This is a genomic window from Tenuifilum sp. (assembly GCF_037481895.1).
Lineage (GTDB): Bacteria > Bacteroidota > Bacteroidia > Bacteroidales > Tenuifilaceae > Tenuifilum > Tenuifilum osseticum.
On record NZ_JBBFKU010000023.1, the window covers coordinates 1 to 24,164 of the forward strand.

General features: G+C 41.9%; 23 protein-coding genes. 9 read left to right on the forward strand and 14 right to left on the reverse strand.

Going from position 1 to position 24,164, the window contains the following annotated elements:
* Window positions 1-140 precede the first annotated feature (140 nt).
* Both WHS63_RS08210 and folE read left to right on the forward strand, forming a co-directional pair.
* Window positions 141-560 carry a 6-carboxytetrahydropterin synthase gene (locus WHS63_RS08210; RefSeq protein WP_445204683.1) on the forward strand — a complete coding sequence of 140 codons (420 nt, stop codon included), beginning with the start codon at window positions 141-143 and terminating at the stop codon, window positions 558-560.
* A 4-nt stretch (window positions 561-564) separates the two neighbouring features.
* A complete protein-coding gene (gene folE, locus WHS63_RS08215) occupies window positions 565-1,203 on the forward strand; it encodes a GTP cyclohydrolase I FolE (protein ID WP_369490319.1) in 639 nt (212 codons plus the stop codon).
* A gap of 69 nt (window positions 1,204-1,272) precedes the next feature.
* Here the strand turns inward: folE and WHS63_RS08220 are convergent, their stop codons facing one another.
* Window positions 1,273-2,016 (reverse strand): porin family protein, encoded by a 744-nt coding sequence (locus tag WHS63_RS08220; RefSeq protein WP_445204684.1) that lies wholly within the window; start codon window positions 2,014-2,016, stop codon window positions 1,273-1,275.
* 130 nt (window positions 2,017-2,146) lie between these two features.
* Between WHS63_RS08220 and WHS63_RS08225 the strand changes: the two genes are divergently transcribed.
* Entirely contained in the window at window positions 2,147-2,743 is a 597-nt protein-coding gene (locus WHS63_RS08225) for a hypothetical protein (RefSeq protein ID WP_445204685.1), read from the forward strand.
* 112 nt (window positions 2,744-2,855) lie between these two features.
* Window positions 2,856-3,740, forward strand: a complete 885-nt coding sequence (gene fabD, locus WHS63_RS08230) for an ACP S-malonyltransferase (protein WP_445204686.1) — start codon at window positions 2,856-2,858, stop codon at window positions 3,738-3,740.
* Window positions 3,741-3,771: 31 nt separating this feature from the next.
* Here the strand turns inward: fabD and WHS63_RS08235 are convergent, their stop codons facing one another.
* From WHS63_RS08235 to WHS63_RS08245, 3 genes are all read right to left on the reverse strand, one after another.
* Window positions 3,772-4,185, reverse strand: coding sequence for an OsmC family protein (locus WHS63_RS08235; protein ID WP_445204687.1), 414 nt, complete (start codon window positions 4,183-4,185; stop codon window positions 3,772-3,774).
* 69 nt (window positions 4,186-4,254) lie between these two features.
* A complete protein-coding gene (gene gdhA / locus WHS63_RS08240) occupies window positions 4,255-5,592 on the reverse strand; it encodes an NADP-specific glutamate dehydrogenase (protein ID WP_445204688.1) in 1,338 nt (445 codons plus the stop codon).
* A gap of 169 nt (window positions 5,593-5,761) precedes the next feature.
* Window positions 5,762-8,752: a PEP/pyruvate-binding domain-containing protein gene (locus tag WHS63_RS08245; RefSeq protein WP_445204689.1), complete on the reverse strand. Its 2,991-nt coding sequence runs from the start codon at window positions 8,750-8,752 to the stop codon at window positions 5,762-5,764.
* A gap of 90 nt (window positions 8,753-8,842) precedes the next feature.
* On the opposite strand from WHS63_RS08245, the gene WHS63_RS08250 reads away from it, so the two are divergent.
* The gene (locus tag WHS63_RS08250; protein ID WP_445204690.1) at window positions 8,843-9,838 is read left to right on the forward strand and encodes an FAD:protein FMN transferase; all 996 of its coding nucleotides are present in this window, start codon (window positions 8,843-8,845) and stop codon (window positions 9,836-9,838) included.
* On the opposite strand, the gene WHS63_RS08255 is transcribed toward WHS63_RS08250, so the two are convergent.
* Window positions 9,839-10,021 (reverse strand): hypothetical protein, encoded by a 183-nt coding sequence (locus WHS63_RS08255; protein ID WP_445204691.1) that lies wholly within the window; start codon window positions 10,019-10,021, stop codon window positions 9,839-9,841. It lies immediately after the preceding gene.
* An 11-nt stretch (window positions 10,022-10,032) separates the two neighbouring features.
* Entirely contained in the window at window positions 10,033-10,278 is a 246-nt protein-coding gene (locus WHS63_RS08260; protein WP_445204692.1) for a hypothetical protein, read from the reverse strand.
* A gap of 180 nt (window positions 10,279-10,458) precedes the next feature.
* Here WHS63_RS08260 and WHS63_RS08265 point away from each other — a divergent pair, with 180 nt between their 5' ends.
* Window positions 10,459-12,870, forward strand: coding sequence for an alpha-ketoacid dehydrogenase subunit alpha/beta (locus WHS63_RS08265; RefSeq protein WP_445204693.1), 2,412 nt, complete (start codon window positions 10,459-10,461; stop codon window positions 12,868-12,870).
* Between the two features lie 36 nt (window positions 12,871-12,906).
* Here the strand turns inward: WHS63_RS08265 and nhaC are convergent, their stop codons facing one another.
* The gene (gene nhaC, locus WHS63_RS08270; RefSeq protein ID WP_445204694.1) at window positions 12,907-14,400 is read right to left on the reverse strand and encodes a Na+/H+ antiporter NhaC; all 1,494 of its coding nucleotides are present in this window, start codon (window positions 14,398-14,400) and stop codon (window positions 12,907-12,909) included.
* A 190-nt stretch (window positions 14,401-14,590) separates the two neighbouring features.
* Here nhaC and WHS63_RS08275 point away from each other — a divergent pair, with 190 nt between their 5' ends.
* Window positions 14,591-15,190 carry a YqgE/AlgH family protein gene (locus WHS63_RS08275; protein WP_445204695.1) on the forward strand — a complete coding sequence of 200 codons (600 nt, stop codon included), beginning with the start codon at window positions 14,591-14,593 and terminating at the stop codon, window positions 15,188-15,190.
* Here WHS63_RS08275 and WHS63_RS08280 read toward each other — a convergent pair.
* From WHS63_RS08280 to WHS63_RS08300, 5 genes are read right to left on the reverse strand one after another with little or no spacing between them, the layout of a single operon-like run.
* Window positions 15,182-16,045: an aminotransferase class IV gene (locus WHS63_RS08280; protein WP_445204696.1), complete on the reverse strand. Its 864-nt coding sequence runs from the start codon at window positions 16,043-16,045 to the stop codon at window positions 15,182-15,184. The genes WHS63_RS08275 and WHS63_RS08280 overlap by 9 nt on opposite strands.
* A 15-nt stretch (window positions 16,046-16,060) precedes the next feature.
* Window positions 16,061-16,489: an NUDIX hydrolase gene (locus tag WHS63_RS08285; RefSeq protein WP_445204697.1), complete on the reverse strand. Its 429-nt coding sequence runs from the start codon at window positions 16,487-16,489 to the stop codon at window positions 16,061-16,063.
* A 10-nt stretch (window positions 16,490-16,499) separates the two neighbouring features.
* Window positions 16,500-17,114, reverse strand: coding sequence for a rhomboid family intramembrane serine protease (locus WHS63_RS08290; RefSeq protein WP_445204698.1), 615 nt, complete (start codon window positions 17,112-17,114; stop codon window positions 16,500-16,502).
* Entirely contained in the window at window positions 17,111-18,157 is a 1,047-nt protein-coding gene (gene holA / locus WHS63_RS08295; protein WP_369490335.1) for a DNA polymerase III subunit delta, read from the reverse strand. Before holA ends, WHS63_RS08290 begins: the two co-directional genes overlap by 4 nt.
* 9 nt (window positions 18,158-18,166) lie before the next feature.
* Window positions 18,167-18,937 (reverse strand): AMP nucleosidase, encoded by a 771-nt coding sequence (locus WHS63_RS08300; RefSeq protein ID WP_445198309.1) that lies wholly within the window; start codon window positions 18,935-18,937, stop codon window positions 18,167-18,169.
* Between the two features lie 211 nt (window positions 18,938-19,148).
* Between WHS63_RS08300 and WHS63_RS08305 the strand changes: the two genes are divergently transcribed.
* On the forward strand, window positions 19,149-19,613 hold the full coding sequence (locus WHS63_RS08305; protein WP_445204699.1) for a type I restriction enzyme HsdR N-terminal domain-containing protein: 465 nt from the start codon (window positions 19,149-19,151) through the stop codon (window positions 19,611-19,613).
* Between the two features lie 7 nt (window positions 19,614-19,620).
* Window positions 19,621-21,081, forward strand: a complete 1,461-nt coding sequence (locus WHS63_RS08310) for an aminotransferase class V-fold PLP-dependent enzyme (protein WP_445204700.1) — start codon at window positions 19,621-19,623, stop codon at window positions 21,079-21,081.
* Between the two features lie 27 nt (window positions 21,082-21,108).
* On the opposite strand, the gene WHS63_RS08315 is transcribed toward WHS63_RS08310, so the two are convergent.
* On the reverse strand, window positions 21,109-21,675 hold the full coding sequence (locus tag WHS63_RS08315) for a GNAT family N-acetyltransferase (RefSeq protein WP_369490339.1): 567 nt from the start codon (window positions 21,673-21,675) through the stop codon (window positions 21,109-21,111).
* Window positions 21,675-24,149, reverse strand: coding sequence for an OmpA family protein (locus WHS63_RS08320; protein ID WP_445204701.1), 2,475 nt, complete (start codon window positions 24,147-24,149; stop codon window positions 21,675-21,677). The genes WHS63_RS08315 and WHS63_RS08320 overlap by 1 nt, the downstream gene beginning before the upstream one ends.
* Between the last annotated feature and the right edge of the window lie 15 nt (window positions 24,150-24,164).

Below are 24,164 nucleotides of genomic sequence, written 5' to 3' on the forward strand. Positions count from 1 at the left end.
ATGTAAAACTATCCCTTAACGGGGATATTTCCAACTCCCATTTTTTATCTACAAAATTTTATTTTGGACGGATGTGGTTAAAAATAAATAATGATAGATATTTTAACAAAAAACAAAATTGTTTGTAACTTTAAAAGAAAATGCCCATTGCGTACCTGACACGAAGAGAACGATTTAGCGCTGCTCACAGGTTATACAAGCAAGAATTGACCGATGAAGAAAATTTTAGGCTATTTGGGCAGTGCTCACACCCCAACTGGCACGGACATAACTATGAGCTTTTTGTTACGATTAAAGGTGAAGTGAACCAAGAGCTGGGTTATGTGGTAAACCTCAAAGTGGTAAGTCAAATCATCAAAGAGCGGATAATTAGCAAGCTGGATCACAAAAATGTAAACATCGATGTTGACTTTATGCAAGGAGTGCTTGCCACTACCGAAAACCTAGCCATAGCAATATGGAAAGAACTTGAAAAACCATTGAGTGATGTAGGAGCACAACTTCATTGCATAAAAATAAAAGAAACCGAGAATAACTTTGTAGAATATTACGGAGATTAATGTCATGGAAATAGTAAATCACAACGCATCGTTCAACGAAGATGAAGGCTACTCAAAGATTGAGAGGTGGAACCCTGAGACAACCGAAAAGTTAGCCTACCACTACAAGGAAATACTTAAGCTAATTGGGGAGGATGTTGGTCGTGAGGGATTATTGCAAACTCCTGTAAGAGTAGCAAAAGCCATTCAGTTCCTAACCCATGGCTATAACATTGATCCCCATGTACTTGTAAGAAGTGCAAAGTTCCACGAGGAGTACAAACAGATGGTGCTGGTTAAGGATATTGAACTATACTCCATGTGCGAACACCACATGATACCATTCTACGGAAAAGCTCACGTGGCCTACATTCCAAATGGTTACATTACGGGTCTTAGCAAGGTAGCCAGGGTTGTTGATGCATACGCGCGCAGGTTACAGGTACAGGAAAGGTTAACTGTTCAAATACGCGATTGCTTGCAGGAAACCCTCAATCCACTTGGAGTTGCCGTAGTTATAGAAGCAGCCCATATGTGTATGCAAATGCGTGGAATTCAGAAGCAAAACTCTGTTACCACAACATCAGCATTTACGGGTGCCTTCCTTACCCACAATGAAACACGCGAAGAGTTCATTCATCTTATTGGAGTTAAGCTCCATTAGCATGATAAACTAAAAAACAAAGGGTGCTCAAAATAAGAAGCACCCTTTTCCTTATGTAAAGGATAATGCCTAGTTGCGTTGCTCTACCTTAAGTCCTTTAGGACCCTTGTTGCCGGTTTCTCTATCACCACCCTCATCGTTATTCTTTTTACGCAACTTGAAGTATAGGTCAACCATATCAAATTTATAGGTTAGTGCAAACTGAAATGAACGAAAGCGCGATTTAGTATTCTCATCCATTTGTCGATAAATATCAACCATACCCAAGTCGTAACGTAAATCTAACCCCCAAATGCCATCCTTGGTTGGATATTCGGCTCCGCAACCCGCTGAAAATCCCCAATCGAAACGGGTCCAATGATAATCGTCGTAAACTGCACCATCCTCGTAAATAACTTTACCGCTACCAATTCTTGTAGTAGAGTAAACACCACCATTTGCATATACTCTCTTTAACCCCAGCAAGCTAAAAGTGTACTTGGCAAGTAAGGGAATCTGAATTGCAGGCATACGCTTTGTTTCCTCAACTGTCCCATAGATTCCTTTTGTTCCTTTGGAAATAAAGTTCAACTCCGTTTGAAAGGAAAACCTATTCGTAAACCCAAAATCACCAACAACACCTAGCTGATATCCAATTCTATTTTTCACTTCATAGCCAGTATATGACCATTGGCTAAATTTTGAAAAGTTCATACCCACTTTTGGTCCAACGTAGATAAACCCAACATCATGGCCAAATACCTTAAATAGCTGAGCATTGGCAGTATAAAAGTTTGTTGCTAAAATTGTCAGAATAACTAATAATTTTTTCATGGTTATAGGTGTTAATTTTCATACAAGGTTAATGTAAAAAAAATTACCGTCAAACTGTTAACAAATATTTTTATAAGACTCTTGACTTAAATCGTATTTACCAATATCTTGCAAGTGGTAAATAAGAAGTATGGGCATTTCAAAAATTGATAAGGATTTATATACCCGCATAGTACGCAATGTAAATGCCCATCTAGGCAAATACATAACCTTTAATAAAAATTGCTCTATTGAACCAATTGAGCAAACATTCTTCCCAAACTCCAAGCTGCTTTCCATAACAGATTATGATTGTATTCCAGCATCAAAACTAATGGTGGTTGATAATGGAGTTCAGGTTTACCCATTAAGCGGTTTAGGACAATGGAACTCATTACTAATGAATGAAAGGCTGAACCTTAACATTAAGAATGTGCTCGATTACCTTAAACTTTACTACTCAACCTACCTTTTTCCTTACCAGTATCAAAAAATAGTAGAAACTGTTAACGATCTTGATTTCATTGAATTTCCTGAATTAGAACTTTTCGATGTTATAAGCCATCAAATTCAAGCCCCAGTGGTAACCCTATCAAACAACCAGTTCACGATATACTGTAATATTACTGTCGATCGCTCACTATACAACGCAGCATTTGATATTTATCCGGATGGTAAAGTTTTGCTGCTCGATAAAAAAGTTGTTTTACAAGACCTTCCCATAGGCGAAATGGTAATTGATCTTTAGGATTTAGGTATGCATCTCCTAGGATCATTGAACCATTACAATTTCAGGTTTCATGGTCACAGAAATTAAAAAATGCCTTACATTTGCCTTTGATAAACTATAACCTTTAACTATGAAAGCTTATGTTTTCCCGGGTCAAGGCGCCCAGTTTGTTGGTATGGGTAAAGATTTGTACGATAGTTCACCCGTAGCCAAGGAACTTTTTGAAAAAGCAAATGAAATTTTAGGATTTAGAATTACCGATTTAATGTTTGCAGGAACCGATGAGGATTTAAAGCAAACCAAAGTTACCCAACCTGCTATATTCCTGCACTCTGTTATACTTGCAAAGGTTTTGGGGAACGATTTCAAACCCGAAATGGTGGCAGGTCACTCATTGGGAGAATTCTCAGCGTTAGTGGCAGCAGGCGCTTTGAGTTTTGAGGATGGTTTAAGGCTAGTATCGGCACGCGCAATGGCCATGCAAAAAGCCTGCGAACTTCAACCCTCAACCATGGCCGCTGTGCTAGGGCTTGATGATTCAAAGGTGGAAGAAATTTGCGCCTCTGTTGACGAAATTGTTGTTGCTGCCAACTATAACTGTCCTGGTCAACTCGTTATTTCGGGCTCAGTTAAGGGTATCGATATTGCTTGTGAGAGGTTAAAAGAAGCTGGTGCCAAAAGGGCGCTTAAGCTAGCCGTTAGCGGCGCATTCCATTCGCCACTCATGGAGCCTGCACGCCAGGAACTCGAAGCAGCCATCAATGCTACTCCATTTAATAAACCTGTTTGTCCCATTTACCAGAATGTAACTGCCAAACCCACCTCCAGCCCTGAAGAGATAAAGAAAAATCTTGTAGCCCAACTAACCGCACCTGTTAGATGGACGCAAACCGTTCAAAACATGATTGCCGACGGTGCCACTGAATTTGTTGAGTTGGGTCCAGGCAACGTGCTTCAGGGTTTAATTAAAAAAGTAAACAAGGACATTGCCGCAGAAAGCAAACAAAGTCTATAAAAAAGAAGAAAACGCCCTAACGGGCGTTTTTTTATTCAGGGAAATGGAACCGGACTGTTTGCTTTAAATTGGGATGGAGGCTCTGCGCTACGGGACACTCCTTTGCTGATGCCTCAAGTAGTTTCCGTTCTTTAGCAGTATAGTTGTTGTGCGGAAAGTAAAGGTCAACTATTACCTCAACAACTCTTCGAGGGTTTGTTCCCATCACCTTTTGCACATCTATTTTTGTACCATCAATATTAAATCCATGGGTTCGTGCTGCAATCCCCATAATTGTTACCATGCAGCAACCCAATGAAGTGGCAAGCAAATCGGTTGGTGAAAAACATTCACCTTTACCCTGATTGTCCACAGGAGCATCAGTTGTAATGGTCACCCCTGAACGTGTATGCGTTGCCTCGGTTCGTAAGTCACCCTTATAGATAATTGTTGATGTAGTGCTCATACCATTTTAATTTAAAAAATTAAGGGCTCATTGCTGAGCCCTTAAAGTTAACAAAATATTTGGTTTTGTTTAGATCAAACCTTGGTCAAGCATTGCGTTGGCAACTTTCAAGAAACCGGCAATGTTAGCACCCTTAACGTAGTTAACATAACCGTCTTTTTCAGTACCATGTTTAACGCAAGCTTCATGGATACTCTTCATAATTTGGTGTAGACGAGCATCAACCTCTTCGCGTGGCCAGTTGAGTTTCATGCTATTCTGAGTCATTTCAAGACCTGAAGTAGCAACACCACCAGCGTTTACAGCTTTACCAGGGGCAAAGAGAATCTTGTTGTGCTGGAATACCTCAATGGCTTCAGGAGTACAAGGCATGTTAGCACCTTCAGCAACGCAAACTACACCGTTCTTTACAAGGGCTTCAGCATCGGCTTTGCCAAGTTCGTTCTGGGTAGCGCAAGGCATAGCAACATCAACCTTTACTTCCCAAGGACGTTTACCGGCAAAAAACTTAGAGCCAGGGAACTTCTTAGCGTAAGGCTCAACGATATCCTGGTTCGAAGCGCGAAGCTCTAGCATGTAATCAATCTTTTCGCCGCTAATGCCAGCTTCGTCAAGGATATAACCATCGGGTCCCGAAATGGTAACCACCTTACCACCAAGTTCGGTAACCTTTAGGGCAGCACCCCAAGCAACGTTACCAAAACCAGAAATTGCAACGCGTTTGCCTGCAAACGACATGCCTTTGGTAGCAAGCATTTCCTGAGCAAAGTAGGTAGCACCAAAACCGGTAGCCTCAGGACGGATAAGTGAACCACCCCAGTTTATACCTTTTCCGGTTAGCACACCTGTGTTCTCACTGGCAAGTTTCTTATACATTCCATACAAGTAGCCAATTTCACGGCCACCAACACCTATATCACCAGCAGGTACGTCGGTTTCAGGACCAATATGCTTCCAAAGCTCAAGCATGAACGACTGGCAGAAGCGCATAACTTCAGCATCGCTACGGCCCTTAGGGTTGAAATCGCTACCACCCTTAGCACCACCCATAGGAAGGGTTGTAAGGGCGTTCTTGAAAATTTGCTCAAAACCTAAGAACTTAAGGATTGAAAGGTTTACGCTTGGGTGGAAACGAAGGCCACCTTTGTAAGGTCCAATGGCATTGTTGAACTGAACACGGTAACCCAGGTTAACGTGAATATTACCCTCATCGTCCATCCAGGGCACCTTAAAGGTGAAAATACGATCGGGCTCAACCATACGCTCAATAATCTTTGCCGATTCAAATTGAGGATTCTGGTTGTAAACCTCTTCAATTGACTCAAGAACTTCACGAACTGCTTGTAAGTATTCCACCTCACCTGGGTGCTTAGCTTCAAGCTCAGCCATTAATTTATTTACATTCATTGCGCTAACTGTTTTTAGTTGTTAAACTCAGTTTTCTTATTGCGAGGAATTATCCCCTTAAAAAGTTTTTCAAAATTGATTTATTAAAATGACATTTCAAAAGAAAAAAACCATGAAAAAATATGATATTAAACATTTTTTTGGCGTATTACTTAAAAATTAAAACCAATCAACCGTTTTCAGGTTTTAATATAACACCTTGGTTTGTTTTAGCATCAACCTGTATTACAAGCGGTTGTTCAAACCTTATGCATCGTATATATTTTGTTTCGAACCATGCAGGAATAGAGTTGAGGAACTGAATGTCGTACGAACCATCGTGTAAGTAAGGGTTAACGGTAAGGTATGCAACCCTGAACGAGGTAAGGTTCTGAAAGAAATGGGTACCCTGGCTAGGATCAACCCTGAAGTTCTCAAGACCGGCCTCAACAATAACTCGCGCCTGTGAAATTTGTGACCATTTGATGGGTACACCCAACCATGGATCGCTACTACCCCAGCGGCCTGGGCCTACCAGAACGTAATTCCTTTGCATATCGATAAACCTTTTATTGAGTTCATCGAGCTCATGAGCAATTTCCTTGGTCATGGCCGGATTAAAGCTTTCCGGTTTAATGTAAACAAAGTCATATATATCCTTAACCTTTCCATGTCCCAATGCCGACTTTGAGTAGAGTATAGCCTTATTTATGTCCATCTCGTTCCACTCTACCAGCTCCGTTTGATCGCTATCAACTATAGGGCGTATCTGCAGAAAGTTGAAAAGACGAGGCATACCGCTTGGAGGGTTCAGGTTTGCTGCAAACTCAATCTCGATATGATTATTCATTTCACGCTCGCCTATCTCGAGGAGTTCCGATAAAATCTTGGCCAGTGGAAAGGTATCGTGTTTTAGGATTGGAGCAAAGGTTACCAGCTTCAAACCCTCATCGTAATACCCATCGCGTAGGACTCCTGAGTGCATATCGTAGGTAGATGTTATTAAGCGGAAATCGGGTATAGAAGAGGCCTCCCTTATATCAAGATTTAGCAAATTTGAGCTATCGTCAACCTTTGGTTCAAAGCTGTTGGGATCAACATTAAGGGCGTAGAAGTTCTTCTGGGTTTGGCGGAGCGCCATTTCAACCGATGAAAGTTGCAGTATCTTTTTAGGATATTTAGGAGAAAACCTAAGCGCTACCCCACCATCAACAATAAGTTTGCCAAGCCCAAAACCTACGCTAACAATACCATCCTCAGTTTTCTCGGAACCAATGGGGTAAAAGTTGATACTGCGAGCTACCCCGGAAAGGGTTGGCAAATACATGTTACCATACTGGTTTCCACAGATCTCCTGAATTATAACCCCCATCTTTTCCTCGTCAATCACGTTTTGGGTGGCATTCATATACGCCTTGCTGGCCTTATAGAATACCGATGCGTACACAGCCTTAACCGCTTTGGCTAAGTGTTGGAGCATTTGATCGGGGTTATCGGAATGAGGAACCATGTAGGTTGAGTAGATTCCAGCAAACGGTTGATAATGGGAATCCTCAAGTTTGCTCGAGGAACGAACCGCAAGAGGCCTTTGAAATACTGAAATGACTTTCCGAAGGTCGATTTTTATACGCTCGGGTAGTTTAGCTTTCAAGAAGGCTTCAAGGATGACCTCATCATCCAAATCTTGCAAAGCAATAGAGTAAAGGTTATTAGACTCCATGAACTCGTCAAAAATATCAGTGCTGAGCACAACGGTTCTTGGAATGGTTATTATAGTGTTTTCAAACTTATTGAAAAGATTGTAGTTCCGGATTACCTGGTTTACAAAAGCTAACCCTCGGGCTTTTCCCCCAATTGATCCATCGCCAATCCGTGAAAAAAACTTATACTCGTCAAAGGTTTCCCTATCGAACTTGGCAATTATGCTACGACCCTTGCTTAGCCTGTATGCCGATATGGCATAGTAAATAAAGTTTCGGGCATCATCTATACTTCTGAAATCCTTAAGCCGCATGGGCTTAAAGAGCTGTGCAATTGAAAATATAGCTCTGGCATTCAGCCATTTGGAGATGTCGTTCCTGCTGGAATGGTAAACCAATGAGCGATCGGGAATGGTGAGAATTAGCTTTTGTAGCTGGCGCAAGTCCGATGCGCGGGCAATTTCGGCAAGGGTATCGGGGTCACGAAAAACAAAATCACCAAATCCAAAATTGTTTACAATGTAATCGCGAAGGTCAAGGCTAAAAGTTTTGGAATACTTGTGTAAAAAACCTACACAAAGCTCATCGGCATATATTTTATTTGAAAGCTCGGAGGACTGAAGTAGGAAAGGAATGTTTGGATCATCGGCTTTAATGTGTCTGCATAGCTGTAGTCCAGCCTTTGCCACATGGTCGCGCTTATTGTTTACCTTATAGCTAATATCGGAAATAACGCCAAGCACGTTATTCTTATACTTACTATAGAACTCTATGGCCTCATCGTAGGTTGTAGCCAATAGAATTTTGGGTCGTCCGCGCATACGAAGCATTCTATGGTGCTCATTTAGCGCTTCGGTCATAAACATGCGGGCTTGCCTAAAGATTATCTTGTAAAGGTTTGGCAAAAACGAGGAGTAATACCTTACCGAATCTTCCACCAAAATAATAGTCTGAACGCCAATTTCAAGAATGTCGTGCTCGGCATTCATCTTATCCTCAATAAGCTTAATGATAGCCAAAAGAAGATCGGCATTGCCGAGCCAGCAAAAAACGTAATCGATAGCACTTAAATCCTCGTTCTGTAATCGCAATGATACTTCGCGCGAGAAGGGTGTAAGGACAACAATAGGGATGGATGGATAGCGCTGCTTTAGCATTTTTGCCAGGTTAAAGGTATCCATCTCACCCACGTTAAGCATGGAAATGATTAAATCGATATGCTCTTCCTGGAGTATCCGAAGAACCTCACGGGCACTATGGGCTTGAAGGAAAACCGGTGGATATCGAAGATTTAACGAGACATATTCATTAAAGATTTGTTCATCTATCCTTCCGTCCTCTTCAAGCAGGAATGCATCGTAACTGCTGCAGATAAGTAAAACCTTGTAAATGCGTTTCTGCATCAGCTTGTCGAACGACGTATCGTAAATATCCAGCTGGTAAGAGTTAAGGTATGCCTGATCGCCTAACAAATTCAACATAGCGCAAATTTTTGGCAATTTACAAAAAAAGTATCCAAAAGGTTGTTCAGGAGTTTAGGCTTTAGGGTTACATTTGTAAAAAATTGAGCTATGCGATACCTAACTGTATTTACACTGGCAGTGATTATTTTAGTAAGCTGCTCACCCAAAAAAGAATACATAAAAATTGAAGGTTTTACCCAAGGGACTACCTATAGTATAACCTATTACGACTCCCTTATCCGTGATTTTTCAGTTCAAATAGATTCAATACTAGGAAGAATTGACCAATCAATGTCCATTTACAACGACAGTTCCATAATTAGCCTTTTGAACAGTAATATTTCCGATAGTATTGACGATATGCTAAAGGAAGTAATAGTAAGCTCTTTTGAAATTTACCACCAAAGCGATGGAGCTTTTGACATTACCGTAGGCCCAGTTGTTAGAGCCATAGGCTTTGGCAAGGATAAAACACAAGGTATTGACTCGGCTAAGGTAAAACAGTTACTCCCTTTAATTGGGATGAACAAAATACACCTTGACGGTAATACCCTTAAAAAGGATGATAGCAGAATTCAGATTGATGTAAATGCCATAGCGCAGGGCTATACGGTTGATGTAATTGGTAAGTATTTGGAGAGTAATGGTATAAAACATTATCTTGTTGAAGTGGGTGGCGAAATTACTGCTCGCGGTAAGAATTCGAAGGGAACCGATTGGGTTGTTGGTATCGATAAGCCTGTAGAATCTGCTCTACCAGGCGAGAATATTCAAGCAAAAATATCAATTAGCAATGGCTATGGGTTAGCAACCTCAGGTAATTACCGAAAATTTATCGAGGTAAACGGACAAAAGTATGCTCACACTATCAATCCCAAAACTGGATTTCCTGAGCTGAACAGCTTGTTGAGTGCAACTGTAGTTGCACCCAGTGCTACCAAGGCCGATGCTCTGGCAACCGCATTCATGGTTAAAGGTGTTGAATGGAGCAAAAACTTTGTTGTCAACAGCAACGATATTGACGCTTACCTTGTTTACTCCGATTCGCTTGGGAATTACCTTGTTTGGATGAACGAAGGTATGAAAAAGAGAATTATACCTTAATTAAATCCCCTTACTTGCAGCGTTAGTGCTGCAATTTGCACCGCCGCCGCAGCCACAGGAATAACCAATATCGGAATCGTTGCACCCGGGTTTGCGTGGCTTGATAATTGTTTTAAGCGATAACCCAATAATTACAATTCCTAAAAGGAATGCAACTACGCCAATAAGTTTAAGCAATGCCATAATGTTTAGTTTTAGTTTACAACCTCGCGGGCATGCTCATAACAGGTTGCGCAATCGGTATTTTTGCCGCTTTTCCCCCAGCACTTAATTTCCTCGTGACGAGGACATGTAACACCACGCTTTCGTAATTCCTTATTATGTCCAGCCGATGTTTCCGGAAACTTATGGCTCTTATGAAAAATTATTCTAACAGCCATCCCCAACAAGGCTATTCCAAGAATTGCGGCTGCAACAAGAATTAATTTTAGGGTTAACATTTGGGTAAAGGTTTTTGCAAAAGTATACCTATTAGCCTGCTCGCGCAAAAAACTAACAGATAGAAACACAAAAAGTTTTATTAAAAAACTTAAAAAATCAAAAGTCAGGCATTAAGATCTGGGTTCAAAACAATTGCACAACTTTTTTGTTTACCTGATGAAACTCAACAGAATTGAACGATGAGCACAACCAAAATTAAATTTAGTAAAGAAGAGATATTAAACGACTACTACATTGCCCACCTCAGCCGCAATATAAGCCTTATGGGGCGTAAGGAGGTGTTAACCGGTAAAGCAAAATTTGGAATTTTTGGCGATGGTAAAGAGCTTGCTCAAATTGCCCTTGCTAAAACCTTTAAGGAAGGCGATTGGCGATCGGGCTACTACCGCGACCAAACCTTTATGATGGCTGCAGGGCTGTTTACCGCTGAGGAGTTTTTTGCCCAGCTTTACGGTCAAACCGATATTGATCTTAACCCGGGTAATGCAGGTAGAACCTTTAACAACCATTTTGCCACCCGCAGCCTAAATCCCGATGGCACATGGAAGGATTTAACAAAGCAAAAGAATAGCACACCTGACATATCCCCTACAGCTGGCCAAATGCCCCGATTACTTGGGTTAGCCTGGGCATCAAAACTTTTCAAGAACAACAAGGAGCTTTGGCGATTTGATCAATTTAGCCGTAAAGGGAACGAGGTTGCATTCGGTACAATTGGCGATGCCAGCACATCGGAAGGGCATTTTTGGGAAACCCTCAATGCTGCTGCAGTGCTTCAAGTTCCAATGGTTGTTGCTGTCTGGGACGATGGCTATGGAATCTCTGTTCCTAGGGATTACCAAACAGCTAAGGGTAATATCTCAGAACTTGTAAAAGGCTTTGAGAAAGGCGAATCCGACGTAAACGGAATATATATATACCGTGTAAAAGGTTGGGACTACCCAGCTCTGATTGAAACATTTACACAAGGAGTTGAACGCTCAAGAACCGAACAGGTTCCTGTTCTTTTCCATGTAACCGAAATTACACAACCCCAAGGGCATTCCACATCGGGTTCGCATGAGCGGTACAAATCGCCTGAGCGCTTGCAATGGGAAAAGGATTACGACTGCAATGCACGCTTCCGTAATTGGATTATTACCGAAGGCTACGCCACCGAAAACGAGCTCAACGAAATTGAAGCTAAAGCCCAAGCCGACGCAAAAGCTGCACGCGACAAGGCGTGGGCTGATTTTACGAACCCTATCAAGAAGGAACGTGATGAGCTGATTAAAATTATTGATAACCGTTCATGTTTCTGCAAACGCGAGCACGTTGATAAGGTTGGTGAAATAACTGAACAGCTAAAGGCAATACCCAACCCTATCCGCAAGGATAATATTAGCGCAGCTAAACGCATTCTCCGCCATGTTTGCTCCGATTGCAGTATACGCGAAAAGCTTCAGGCCGACTTAACCGCCTGGATTGAACGTAACATGAACGATGGTTACGACAGGTACAGCTCACACCTTTACTGCGAGACCGAACGAGCCGCATGGAAAGTGAAAGGAATTCCACCGGTTTTCAAGGATGATTCTCCTTTGGTTGCCGGACGTGAAATACTTCGCGACAACTGGGATGCCCAGTTTCAGAAAAATCCCCTTCTGGTTATTTTTGGTGAGGATGTTGGAGGAATTGGCGGTGTAAACCAATCGTACGAAGGATTACAAAAGAAGTATGGGGAAATTCGAATAAGCGATACAGGAATTAGAGAGAATACCATACTTGGACAAGGGCTTGGCCTAGCCCTTAGGGGAATGCGCCCCGTAGCTGAAATTCAGTACTTTGACTACCTCCTGTATGCGCTCCAAACCATGAGCGACGACCTGGCCACCATACGGTGGAGAACAAAAAGTGGCCAAATGGCGCCCCTTATTATTTCAACCCGAGGTCATAGGCTCGAAGGAGTTTGGCATGCTGGCTCACCTTTAAGCATGGTTATCAACTCAATAAGGGGTGTTTACGTTTGCGTTCCTCGCAATATGACTCAGGCTGCCGGCTTTTACAACACCCTACTCGAAGCGGATGACCCAGCACTGGTAATTGAACCCTTGAATGGTTACCGCTTAAAGGAAAAACGACCCGAAAATATTGGTGAGTATAAGATCCCATTAGGAGTTCCCGAGATTCTTCGCGAGGGTTCCGATGTTACACTGGTTACCTATGGCAGCTGCGTTCGTATAGCCCAGGAAGCCGTTGAACAGCTTTGGGAGTTTGGAATTTCTGTTGAACTGATAGATGTTCAAACACTCTTACCTTTCGATTTACCTAACCTAATTCTTGATTCAATAAAGAAAACAAACCGAATTGTATTCTTTGACGAGGATGTTCCTGGGGGTGCAACAGCCTACATGATGCAAAAGGTACTTGAAGAGAGGGCAGGATACCAATACCTCGATTCACCCCCAAAAACAATTACAGCGCGTGAGCATCGTCCAGCCTATACAACCGATGGCGACTACTTCTCGAATCCCAATGCTGAGGATGTTTTTGATGGAATATACGAATTGATGCACGAAGTTAACCCCAAACGCTACCCTAAACTATTCTAAACAAAAAAAGCCCGGTTTCCCGGGCTTTTTTAGTATCTATTCCTGCTCAAACTTTAACTCTACTGGCGAGTTCTCGTCTTCCCGCTCTATTTCCTGCATTTCCTCAGGAGTGAATCTTCTTATCTTAAACCCGATTGTAGCAATAAACACACTCATAAAGGGGCTAATAATATTGAAGAATGCATAGGGCGCATAGCTAAAAGTTGGAACACCAAGCACAGCGGCTTGGGTTGCACCACAAGTATTCCATGGGATAAGCACCGATGTAACCGTTCCAGAATCTTCCAGCGTTCTGCTTAGTAGTTCTGGTTTATATCCCCTTTTCCGGAATGTTTTAGCAAACATTCGGCCGGGAACTACAATGGAAATGTACTGGTCCGATGCTGTAACGTTGAAGAATAGGCAGCTAGTAACAACCGAGGCCACCAGGCTTGCAGTTGATTTAGCAAACCTAATTATTGTTTCAGTTATCTTCACCAGCAAACCTGCCGATTCCATAACACCACCAAAAATCATTGCTGTTATGATAAGCCAAATGGTATTCATCATACCAGCCATGCCGCGCGTGGTAAGCAACTCGTTCATTTGAGCATCGCCCGAATCGATTGTTACTTTCCCAAACATGCTTTTCATCACTGCTATATAGCCAGCCTCCGGGTAGTTATCTGTAACTCCTGATACCTGCTCAACTATGTGAGGTTGAAAAATTAAAGCAAAAACACCACCTAACAAAACACCAAACATAATTGATGGCAATGGAGGAGTTTTCTTAACAATTACCACAATCAAAAAGATGGGTACCAGCAAAAGCCATGGTGAGATGTTGAAGGTAGAGGTTAGGGTATTCATTGTGGTTTGTACATCAACAACGCCTTGTGGTTCAAACCTAAGTCCTATAACCAGAAAAATGATAAGGGTGATTGCTAATGAAGGAATTGTTGTAATGGTCATATACTTTACATGCGTAAACAGGTCCGTTCCGGCCATGGCTGGTGCCAGGTTAGTGGTATCGCTCAAAGGTGACATTTTGTCGCCAAAATAGGCTCCTGATACTATTGCGCCAGCAATTATGGCGTGATGAAAGCCTAGCGCATTGCCAATTCCAAGCAAGGCTACCCCCATGGTGGCAACTGTAGACCAAGAACTCCCCGTTGCAAGTGAAACTAATGCTGTAATAACAACCGTGGCAAACAGAAATATTTTGGGATGAAGGATTTTTAAACCGTAATAAATTAGTGTTGGAACAACGCCGCTAATCATCCATGTACCTGCCAGTGCACCAATCAGCATTAGTATTAGTATTGATGGCATGGCCGATCCTATGGTCTTTACAATGATTTGCCTAATGTAACTCCACTTATAGCCCAAATGAATAGCAATAGCGGAACCTATAGTTGAAGCAAGCAGCAATGCTATTTGATTAGCTCCCGATAGCGTTTCATCGCCAAAGTAAATCACATTCAAAGTGAGAAAAAGAATCAGAAATGCAATGGGAATAATGCCATGAATGAGTTTTGGTTGCTTTATCATACCCAATTAAAATTTTTCGAAAATAGCAATAATCCTGATATGAACTCCATTGTCCCCGAGCATTAACATACAATGGATGCGTTTATGTAAAAATCGTTCAGGAAAATTATTATGGAAAAGCAATTCGAAAGAAAAATTTGGCATATTTTTGGATAGTTGAAGAGTGAAACAAATCAGGAAGGAGGTGGTTATGGCAAAAGGAAAAGAAATCGATATCAACCTGTTTGATATTAAGTTCAAACAAATTCCACCCAAATCCGGCAGAGTGCTAATTGCCCAGCCATCCCTGAACGATCCGTTTTTTAAGCGGACGGTAATCTACCTGGTTGAACACGATGCAAATGGCTGTATGGGATTTATTGTAAACCGCAAGCTAAACATCAGCCTTAGCGATATATTGGTCGATTTTCCGGATGTTGATGTGAACGTGTCGATTGGCGGACCGGTTAGCCCTGAAACCATTAATTTCCTGCACACCTTTGGCGATCTAATACCAAATTCATACCCCTTGGGAAATGGAATTTACATGAATGGCGATATCAACGCATTAAAATCGCTTGCCATTGCCGGTAAGGTAAACGCAAAAAATTTAAGGATTTTTATTGGTTACTCTGGCTGGGGGCCAAAGCAACTGGAGAATGAGATAAAGGAAAAGTCGTGGGTAGTGGCCAATTTTGCGCCAGCCGATGTAATGAAAGGGGTTTACGATAACTGGTACTTTGCCGTTCAGCAACTGGGCGAAAAGTTTAAGGTTTGGACTATATACCCTGAAAATCCATCGCTAAACTAAATCCTTAAAGGTTGCTTTATTTAGCTCAACGCTGAGGTGCCTGGACACAGTGTTAAAGTAGCGATTGCTCCCAAGTCCAAGAACCCAACGGATTCCACTAATTGCGTTTGTAATAAAGAGTTCATCGCATGTGCTGAAAACCTTGGTGTTTAGGGCTACATCATCAAAAACTTTATACCCTAAGCTGCGGGCAAGGTTTATTACAACCCTGCGCATAATTCCCGGAATACACCCCTCCGTAAGCCCTGGTGTAAATACCTCGCCCCTCTTAACAACAAAAACATTCGATGAAATAGTCTCGGCTACCCGCCCAAACTCGTTGAGAATAATGCACTCATCGAGTAAGTTTCTTTTCCTGTAAAGTCCCGCTTTCACGTAAATTAAGGCGTTACAGCTTTTTACTGTTGATAGAATATTTACCGATTTTTTAATATCAGGGTAAACATCTACTATTAAACCTTGTTGGTTGTAGGCGTAAAACTTAAAGTCAAGGGGCTGACTCTCCACAATAATTGATGCATCGCTACTTTCGGGTGCGTAAAGCCCCTCCCCATTTCTAAAAACTGAAACTCTTACGCGGGTGCTCCCAAAATGGCGATTCTTATTGAGTAACTTGGTGATTACCTCCCCAAGTTTAACTTTTGATATGGAAGAAGGTTTTTCAATCTCCAGAATTTGTAAACCTTTGGTCAATCTTTCATAATGTAATTCCAGATGGTAAGGCTCTGTACCGTAACAATGAATTGTTTCAAACAGACCATCGCCGTAACGGAAAGCCCGGTTTGAAACGGCCAATACCAGACTATCGACACGATGGAACTCGCCATTATACCATATGTAAGCATTTTGGGTCATCACATACAAAGATAGCTATCCTTTTAGGTATTCAATTGCCATTTTAAAAAGACGGGGTTGTACCCGTTTGTAGGTTAAATTCTCAGGGATACTCTTAAATGCTTTTACTTCCCCAATTTCACTATGGGGTAAAGCTCCAAGTTCTGTTATTTCGGCAAAAAACATTCGCCCATAGGATACAGCCCCATCGAGTTGGACTGTATAATCAAATAGCTGCTTTATGGAGTATCGAATTGCTCCTGTTTCCTCAAAAAGTTCCCTATTTGCAGCCTCTACGGGCGATTCGCCCGGTTCAATATGGCCTCCTGGTAGTTCCCAAGTATTACGGTTTTTGTTGCGAACCCACAGCCAATTCCCATTCATGCAACTAACAATAGCAACCAGTTGCAAAGCACTTGCATCTAAACCGCCAGGATGTATAGTGATGTGTGCCTCGGCTTGCATGGGTATCAAACTATAGCCCCAACTGCTTTAGAAAGAAAAAAAACAGCTTTGGGTCAATAAGGATTGGGTAAATGAATCCGAAAACAGCACCCACAAAGTGTGCATCATGATTTATATTATCGCCTCCCTTACGGCTCATGTAGTTTGAGTAAAAAAGGTAAGCAATGGCAAAAACAATTCCGGGAATTGGTATAATAGCCATAAGGTAAAGCTTTTCCAGAGGACTAAAGAAAATGCTGAAAAACACAATAGCCGAGACAGCACCAGATGCACCTACGCTCTGGTAGTATGGGTCGTTTTTATGCTTTCTCAGCGTGGTTAACGATGAAACTATTGCTGCACCAAGGTAGAGAATAAGAAAGTGAACCTGGTGCATACCAATGCTACCAATAGATTGTAGTTGCTGTAATATTGATTCCACATACCTGCCAAACGATAGCAACACTATCATATTTACAAATAGGTGTAAAAAATTGGCATGAACAAAAGCATGCGAAATCAACCTATACCACTCATTCCGCTTAAATACTATGTATGGGTTAAGCAGTAACCGCTGAAATAGGATGCTGTTTCCAAATGCAGCAAAGGAAACAATAGCGGTAATAGCAATGATTATATAGGTCATTTCCCAAATACTATAAGGTAAATTAGTTCCCGCAGTAGTTCGCCATGGTCGGTTGAACCGTTATTAACACCCTTTGACCGCATATCGTACTCGCTGAGCCAGTGGATAATACTTACACAGCGCGATGGGCTGTATCGTTTTGCTGCCCTTTCGTACTCAGCAACAAAAAACTCGTTTACACCCAACTCCTTGGCCACTGATGCTTTTGACTTGTCAGCTAAAAAGTGATACTTTAGTATTTTGATGAAATACTGGTAAATAGCAGTAATGGTCAACACAAAAGGATTGGCATTGGGATTCCGTGCAAAGTGGTCGGCAATGCGCATGGCACGGGCAAAGTTCATCTCGCCAAGCGCCTTAGTTAGTTCAAAACGGTTAAAATCGCGGCTAATACCAATGTTTCGCTCAATATCTGCGGCCTGTATCAGTTTGCTATCAGCAGGAAGTATGATTGCTAGCTTATCAAGTTCATGGGCCAAGCGGCTCAAATCGTTACCAACAAACTCCGTTAGTAGGTTTGCTGCCAGTGGGTCAATTTTAATACCTTTATCCTTAAGGTATCCAACAATCCAATCGGGAATCTGGTAGTCGTAAAACTTTTTTGATTCAAAGTAAATCCCCTTTTGCTTTGCAAGCTTTACAACCCCTGAGAGCTTATCAGACGATTTCTTGCCATCGCTGGCTATTTTGTGACAAACTACAAGTATTGTTGAATTCAGCGGAGTTTTAAGGTAGATCTCCAGATCGGATAGGTTACGCACATTCTGTGCTTCCTTAACAATTACTACCTGGTAGTTGGACATCATTGGAAAACGACGTGCCGCATTGATAATATCGGCTGCAGAAATATCCCGACCATAAACCACGGTCTGGTTGAAGGCTTTCTCGGAACTGCTGAGCACATTGTCCTCAATGTACTCAGCAATCTTGTCGATAAAGTATGGTTCATCGCCGGTCAGAAAGTAAATGGGTTTATATATCTTATTCTTCAGCTCCTGAAGAATATTTTGAAACGTTTCAACTGTCTGACTCTGCTTGGCCATATATCAAACCTAAAAACGTAGGTGCTTTACCGATTCGCTGTTGTTTATCAAACGGGTTAATGATTCTATACCAATCTTTATCTGCTCCTCAACAAAGAGTGAATTTACCTTCTGATCGCTTTCAGCGGTTTTAACCCCTTCCGAGATCATGGGTTGGTCAGTAACCAGCAGAAGTGCCCCGGTAGGAATTTCATTATAGAAACCAACCGTAAAAATGGTTGCAGTTTCCATATCAATTGCCATTGCACGGGTACGGCGAAGGTACTCCTTGAAATTATCGTCGTACTCCCAAACCCTTCGGTTTGTTGTAACTACAGTACCTGTCCAGTAATCGCGGTTGTGGTTACGAATGGTTGAGGAAACTACACGCTGTAGCGTAAATGCTGGCAAAGCGGGAACCTCAGGGGGCATATAGTCGTTTGAGGTTCCTTCGTGCCTTATGGCTGCAATGGGTAGTATAAAATCGCCTACGTTGTTCTTCTTTTTCAGGCCTCCACATTTTCCAAGGAAAAGTACCGCTTTGGGTTTTACGGCGCTTAACAAATCCATTATAGTTGCAGCATTGGGACTACCCATGCCAAAATCGATCATGGTTATACCATTTGCAGTGGCACAGGGCATGTTGGCATTTGGATTAACAATAGGTACATTAAAGTAATTAGCAAAGAATTCAAGGTATCCCCTAAAGTTGGTTAAAAGAATATGGGAACCAAAATCCTCAAGTGCTTGCCCGGTATACCTTGGTAACCAGTTCTCAACAATTTCTTCTTTTGTCTTCATACCAACACATTTAAATTTTATCAACAAGTATATTTCGGCAAAGATACGGCTATTCGCTCAATCTTAAAATAGTGTTTTTAAACATACTTAACAAAAGTGATATGCTATTTTGGTGAAATTTTCTAGCAAAGGCTAATAATTACCAGCTTGTTTTGGCTGGCGAAAACGTTAGCAAGACCCAGGATGATTTAAAAATTTTTAATTTTGCTGCATGAGCACAGCTAACGGAGGTTCACTTAACTTTCCTGCATACCAGTTCCGGGTAAAACAGGAAAATGGTAACCGTTACATTTTTGATGTAATCCGAAAAAAATTCATTGCACTTACCCCTGAAGAATGGGTTCGTCAGCATTTACTTAGCTACCTGATTACCAATTTAAACTTACCAGTAGGATTGATAGGTGTTGAGGTAAGTTTCTCATTCAATGGCGTAAACCATAGGGCCGATGTTGTAGTCTATAACCGAAAAGGCGAGCCAATACTCCTTGCGGAATGTAAAGCACCTAACGTGGAAATCACCAACGAGGTTGTTGATCAGATATGCAGGTATAACTATGCGCTGAATTCCGAATATTTGTTGGTAACTAACGGGTTAAAGCATCTGATTTTGGAATTTTCTGAGGTAAAAGGATGGATAACCCTAGATGGCTTCCCTGAGCTAAGGAATAAAATATAGATAAGATATGAGTAACCTTGAAAAGTATTTTGAGCAATTCCGTAAAAACATTGTAGGTATCGATGCTACCTATAAAACCATTTATGGTGAACAGAAACTAATATATGCCGACTGGATTGCCAGTGGCAGGCTATACAGGCCCATAGAGGAAAAAATGCTCCATCTTTTTGGGCCAATGGTTGCCAATACTCATACCGAGAGTAGCTTTACCGGAAAGTTTATGACAGAGGCTTACCACTATGCCCTGAAAGAGATTAAACGACATGTTAACGCTGGCCCCGAGGATGTAATTGTTACATCAGGGTTTGGCATGACATCGTCAATCAACAAATTTCAAAGAATACTTGGCCTTAAGAACAAAAGCTTTGTATTCCAAAACCCCAAGGAAAGGCCCGTGGTTTTTGTTACACACATGGAGCATCACTCCAACCAAACATCGTGGTATGAAACCATTGCTGAGGTTGTAGTGGTTGAACCCGATAAGGATCTTTTGGTATCGCCACAGAAACTCCGCGAAACACTGGAGCGATACAATGATAGACCAATGAAAATTGGTTCATTTAGCGCATGCAGCAATGTAACCGGAATAAAAACCCCCTACCATGAGCTTGCCAGAATCATGCATGAGGCTGGCGGTTTATGCTTTGTGGATTTTGCAGCATCGGCACCATACGTAAAAATTGATATGCATCCTGCCGATCCCTTGGAACGTTTAGATGCCATTTTCTTTTCGCCCCATAAGTTTCTGGGTGGCCCTGGTGCCTCAGGCGTTCTCATCTTCAACTCAAACCTTTACAAAAACCGTGTGCCCGACCAACCCGGGGGTGGCACGGTTGACTGGACAAACCCATGGGGTGAGTATAAATATATTGATGATATTGAACGACGCGAGGATGGAGGTACTCCAGGCTTTTTGCAAGCAATCCGTAGTGCATTAGCCATTCGATTGAAGGAGCAAATGGGTGTTGAGAATATCGAAAAACGCGAAGAGGAGTTAGTTCACTTAGCCTTTGAACGGTTGAGTAAAATTAAAGGGTTACACATTTTAGCTGATAACTGCCTAAATCGAATTGGAGCAATTTCGTTCTATATTGATAACTTACACTACAACCTTATTGTAACCCTGCTTAGCGAGCGCTATGGCATACAAATGCGTGGTGGGTGCGTGTGCGCAGGCACATACGGACATTTCCTACTTAATGTAAGTAAGGAACAATCGCATCGGATTACTGATTTAATCAATAAAGGCGACCTATCCGAAAAACCCGGATGGGTTCGGTGGTCGTTACATCCAACAACAACCAATGCCGAAGTAGAGTACATTGCCAACGCATTAGCGGAGATTGTTGCATACGGTAAGGAATGGCAAAACGAATACTCGTACTGCAAGCATACCAATGAGTTCTGCAACAAAAATCCTGAAGCAGCAATGCTTTGGAAAAATGTTGAGGAGCACTTTCAATTTTAACCAGTAAGGCTAAAATTATCGCTAGTTTTAGCTTTTGGGTAGGCGAGGTTTAGGATTTAATAGCTGGAGTAAAACCTCGTCCTCCCATCCATTCAAGGTTTTTAACCAATCCTTTTTTACACCAACCTTAGTAAAACCAAGGTTCTCAAACAAGCGCAAGCTGATAACATTACTTGCCGACACATTTGCATAGAGTTGGTTTAGCTGGAGCACCTCAAATACATATCGGATTAGTACGTTTAAAGCCTCAGTCGCATAACCTTTTCTGCGGTCTTCGTTTTTGGCTATCAAAACACCAACGCCCGCCCGCAAATGGTAGGGATCAAAATCGAACAAATCAACAAGGCCAACCGGAACATTCATAAGCGAGTTCTGATCCTTAGCCTCAATAATCAGCCGTAGCTGCTTGGATTCCCATATGTCTAAATGCGATGTCTCAATATACTTTTTGAGCAGGTATTTTGAGAAAGGTGTAAGCGTATTACTGACCTTCCATATTTCCATGTTATTTTCCCAGCTGTAAAGCAAATCGACATCCTCCGGTTCAGGTGCACGAAGCTTTACAACACTGTTTTCTAAAACATTACCCTCCATTACCTTTTCTCAAGTTTAACCAGAATTGCATTGGGGAATCCCATTGAGTTTACCTTTTCCAGCATCTCGGTAGCCTTAGCTTTCTCATTGAAAGCTCCAAAGTAGTAACGGTATAACCCGTCGTTACCAACCTCCTCGGTTACATATAGTCCCCGGAAAAAGTCGAGCGTTAAGGGTATCTCGCTTGTGGCAACAAGAATGGTAAAAACGCTTTGTTTTGTTATAAGATTTTTCTGCAAAGCAGCCACAAGGCGTTGAAGTTCTACCTCATTTACCAGCACGGCCCTTGATGCACCCATATCAATAATGGTATTGAGATGCTCAATGGCGTCGGCCTTTGACTTGTAAACATTCATACAAATCAATCGTCGTGATCCAATTACAAACTCACGAAGGTTGATATTAAACTTCTTCTCAATGGCTTTAATTAGATCAGGAGAAATTGTATCGTCGATAGGTGCAAGCATTATGGTATAGTTCTGGGTTTGAGGTTTGAGGTGTTCGGGAACATCAACAAACTCAATTTTAAGATTCTTGTTTGGGTTAAATACCCTAATGCTGGCTCGTCGGTTTAGCTTACGGCCATTGGGGTTATCGGAACCGTCGGGGTTGGTATTAGCGGCAAAACTTACCAATGAGCCCATACCCCTTACTACAAATCGTTTTTCGTCAATTCCCTTATTAACCAGGTACTCAACTACGGCGTTTGCCCTACGGGCCGAAAGCATGAGATTGTACATGGGTGAGCCCTTGCTGTCAGTATGGCCAATCACCTCGATATACAAGTCGGGATAATCGGTCATCAGCTTGTAAACCTTTTCAAGTTCAAACTGTGCATCGCGTTTCAGCTCGTAGCTGTCAAAGTCGAAAAGTACATAGTTGAACCGAATCACCTCCTCTTTGGTTATTGGCTTAGCATCAAGGTTGATATCTAAAAGATACTTTTCCTGGTTATAGGTGGAGGGTATGTGAAGCTGTAGTGGGTTCATTACGTAAAATTGGCTGGTAGCCTCAAGGGAGTATCTGCCAGGCTTAACTGCAACGCTGTAAGTTCCATCGCTTAAGGGAAAAGCCATGGCAATAAGGTTGTTTGCAGTATCTTTAACTAAAATAGCGATACTGTCGGATTTAATATCGGCATTGTCAGAGAGATTAACCTTGCCAAACAGTTCTATCTTACGTGATATACTGGGGTAGATGTTTACCTTGTAAAGTTCGTAAAAGGTTGATTGATTGGAAATGGCCATCGGCATTACGCCAGAAAGTGAATCGAGGGGGTAAAAGTAAAACTCATCGTCAGGTGTATTAAATGGGTAGCCAAGGTTTATGGGCATAGACCAGGAATTACCATCAATCTTTCGGCTGTAAAAAATATCGAAACCTCCCATGCTGTTATGCCCCTGCGAGGCAAAGTAAAGCGTTCGTCCGTCGGGGCATACAATTGGCGACTCCTCGTTGTATGGGGTATTGACCTGTGGACCAAGGTTTACTGGGTTGCTCCATTTGCCATCGGGCTGCAAGCTGGACATGTAAATATCGGTTCCGCCATAGCCACCTTTCCGGTTCGAAACAAAATACATCTGCTTGCCATCGACCGATAGCGACGCAAAGGTCTCCCAATCCTTTGAATTGATTGGAGCTGGTAACTTCTTAACGGGTTGCCACTTATCGCCTACCAGCGTTGAGTAGTATAGGTTGCCCGAGGTTACTTCATTGACAAAAAGAATCAAGTAATCGCCGGTGTAGTTAAGTGCGGTAGTATAAAGTTCGCCCTCAACCCTAAGGTCAAGTGTAATATTCCTTGGTGAACTCCACTTGCCATCAATCCACCGGGAATAGTATACTGCAGTATAGAATTTTTCCTTAACCGTAAACACCATGGTTTGCCTGTCGCCCGATATTACTGGGTAATTGCAATTCTTATTCCTATCGGGAAACAGGTCGATATGTTCGGTTTTCATCACAATAGGCCTCGAAATGAAATTGCGAGCCACCTCGCATGCTTTTATCTGCTGGTTAACATAGTCGAGGTTGTAAACATCTTTAACATCAATATTATCCTTGAACTTCTGAAAAGCCAGCAGGGCATCATCAAACCTAAAATTTACCATATAGGCTTGTCCCAAATAAAAATAGGTTTGAATGGGCGCGGCAGTCTCGCGGTAATACCCTTCACGGTATTTAGGGTTTACATTCTTTGATGCTTTTTCCAGGTACGGTATAGCATTCTGTTTCAATCCGGGTATGTTCAGGTAACACATACCTAGCTTGTAAAGGATATTGGCATTGGTAGAATCTTGTTTGTATAGGCTCTGGTAAAGGGGAAGTGCCTCCTTGAAGTCCTGAAGAAAGAAGTAATACTCTGCATCGCTAAAGATTTGCTTGAAATTATCCTGAGCCTTAACCTCGCTAACTGAGAAACTAAGAATAAATTGCAGTGCGATTAATGCCTTAATAAACTTTTGCTTTACCATACTTTGCAACCAATT

Excerpts from the sequence above, each read along its gene's own strand:
- WHS63_RS08235 (WP_445204687.1), bottom strand. The coding sequence starts at position 4,185 with ATGAGCACTACATCAACAATTATCTATAAGGGTGACTTACGAACCGAG.
- WHS63_RS08210 (WP_445204683.1), top strand. The coding sequence starts at position 141 with ATGCCCATTGCGTACCTGACACGAAGAGAACGATTTAGCGCTGCTCAC.
- gdhA (WP_445204688.1), bottom strand. The coding sequence starts at position 5,592 with ATGAATGTAAATAAATTAATGGCTGAGCTTGAAGCTAAGCACCCAGGT.
- WHS63_RS08245 (WP_445204689.1), bottom strand. The coding sequence starts at position 8,752 with ATGTTGAATTTGTTAGGCGATCAGGCATACCTTAACTCTTACCAGCTG.
- WHS63_RS08300 (WP_445198309.1), bottom strand. The coding sequence starts at position 18,937 with ATGAAGACAAAAGAAGAAATTGTTGAGAACTGGTTACCAAGGTATACC.
- fabD (WP_445204686.1), top strand. The coding sequence starts at position 2,856 with ATGAAAGCTTATGTTTTCCCGGGTCAAGGCGCCCAGTTTGTTGGTATG.
- WHS63_RS08315 (WP_369490339.1), bottom strand. The coding sequence starts at position 21,675 with ATGGAGGGTAATGTTTTAGAAAACAGTGTTGTAAAGCTTCGTGCACCT.
- WHS63_RS08310 (WP_445204700.1), top strand. The coding sequence starts at position 19,621 with ATGAGTAACCTTGAAAAGTATTTTGAGCAATTCCGTAAAAACATTGTA.
- WHS63_RS08290 (WP_445204698.1), bottom strand. The coding sequence starts at position 17,114 with ATGACCTATATAATCATTGCTATTACCGCTATTGTTTCCTTTGCTGCA.
- WHS63_RS08220 (WP_445204684.1), bottom strand. The coding sequence starts at position 2,016 with ATGAAAAAATTATTAGTTATTCTGACAATTTTAGCAACAAACTTTTAT.
- WHS63_RS08285 (WP_445204697.1), bottom strand. The coding sequence starts at position 16,489 with ATGCAAGCCGAGGCACACATCACTATACATCCTGGCGGTTTAGATGCA.
- WHS63_RS08275 (WP_445204695.1), top strand. The coding sequence starts at position 14,591 with ATGGCAAAAGGAAAAGAAATCGATATCAACCTGTTTGATATTAAGTTC.
- WHS63_RS08305 (WP_445204699.1), top strand. The coding sequence starts at position 19,149 with ATGAGCACAGCTAACGGAGGTTCACTTAACTTTCCTGCATACCAGTTC.
- folE (WP_369490319.1), top strand. The coding sequence starts at position 565 with ATGGAAATAGTAAATCACAACGCATCGTTCAACGAAGATGAAGGCTAC.
- nhaC (WP_445204694.1), bottom strand. The coding sequence starts at position 14,400 with ATGATAAAGCAACCAAAACTCATTCATGGCATTATTCCCATTGCATTT.
- holA (WP_369490335.1), bottom strand. The coding sequence starts at position 18,157 with ATGGCCAAGCAGAGTCAGACAGTTGAAACGTTTCAAAATATTCTTCAG.
- WHS63_RS08225 (WP_445204685.1), top strand. The coding sequence starts at position 2,147 with ATGGGCATTTCAAAAATTGATAAGGATTTATATACCCGCATAGTACGC.
- WHS63_RS08320 (WP_445204701.1), bottom strand. The coding sequence starts at position 24,149 with ATGGTAAAGCAAAAGTTTATTAAGGCATTAATCGCACTGCAATTTATT.
- WHS63_RS08265 (WP_445204693.1), top strand. The coding sequence starts at position 10,459 with ATGAGCACAACCAAAATTAAATTTAGTAAAGAAGAGATATTAAACGAC.
- WHS63_RS08250 (WP_445204690.1), top strand. The coding sequence starts at position 8,843 with ATGCGATACCTAACTGTATTTACACTGGCAGTGATTATTTTAGTAAGC.
- WHS63_RS08255 (WP_445204691.1), bottom strand. The coding sequence starts at position 10,021 with ATGGCATTGCTTAAACTTATTGGCGTAGTTGCATTCCTTTTAGGAATT.
- WHS63_RS08280 (WP_445204696.1), bottom strand. The coding sequence starts at position 16,045 with ATGACCCAAAATGCTTACATATGGTATAATGGCGAGTTCCATCGTGTC.
- WHS63_RS08260 (WP_445204692.1), bottom strand. The coding sequence starts at position 10,278 with ATGTTAACCCTAAAATTAATTCTTGTTGCAGCCGCAATTCTTGGAATA.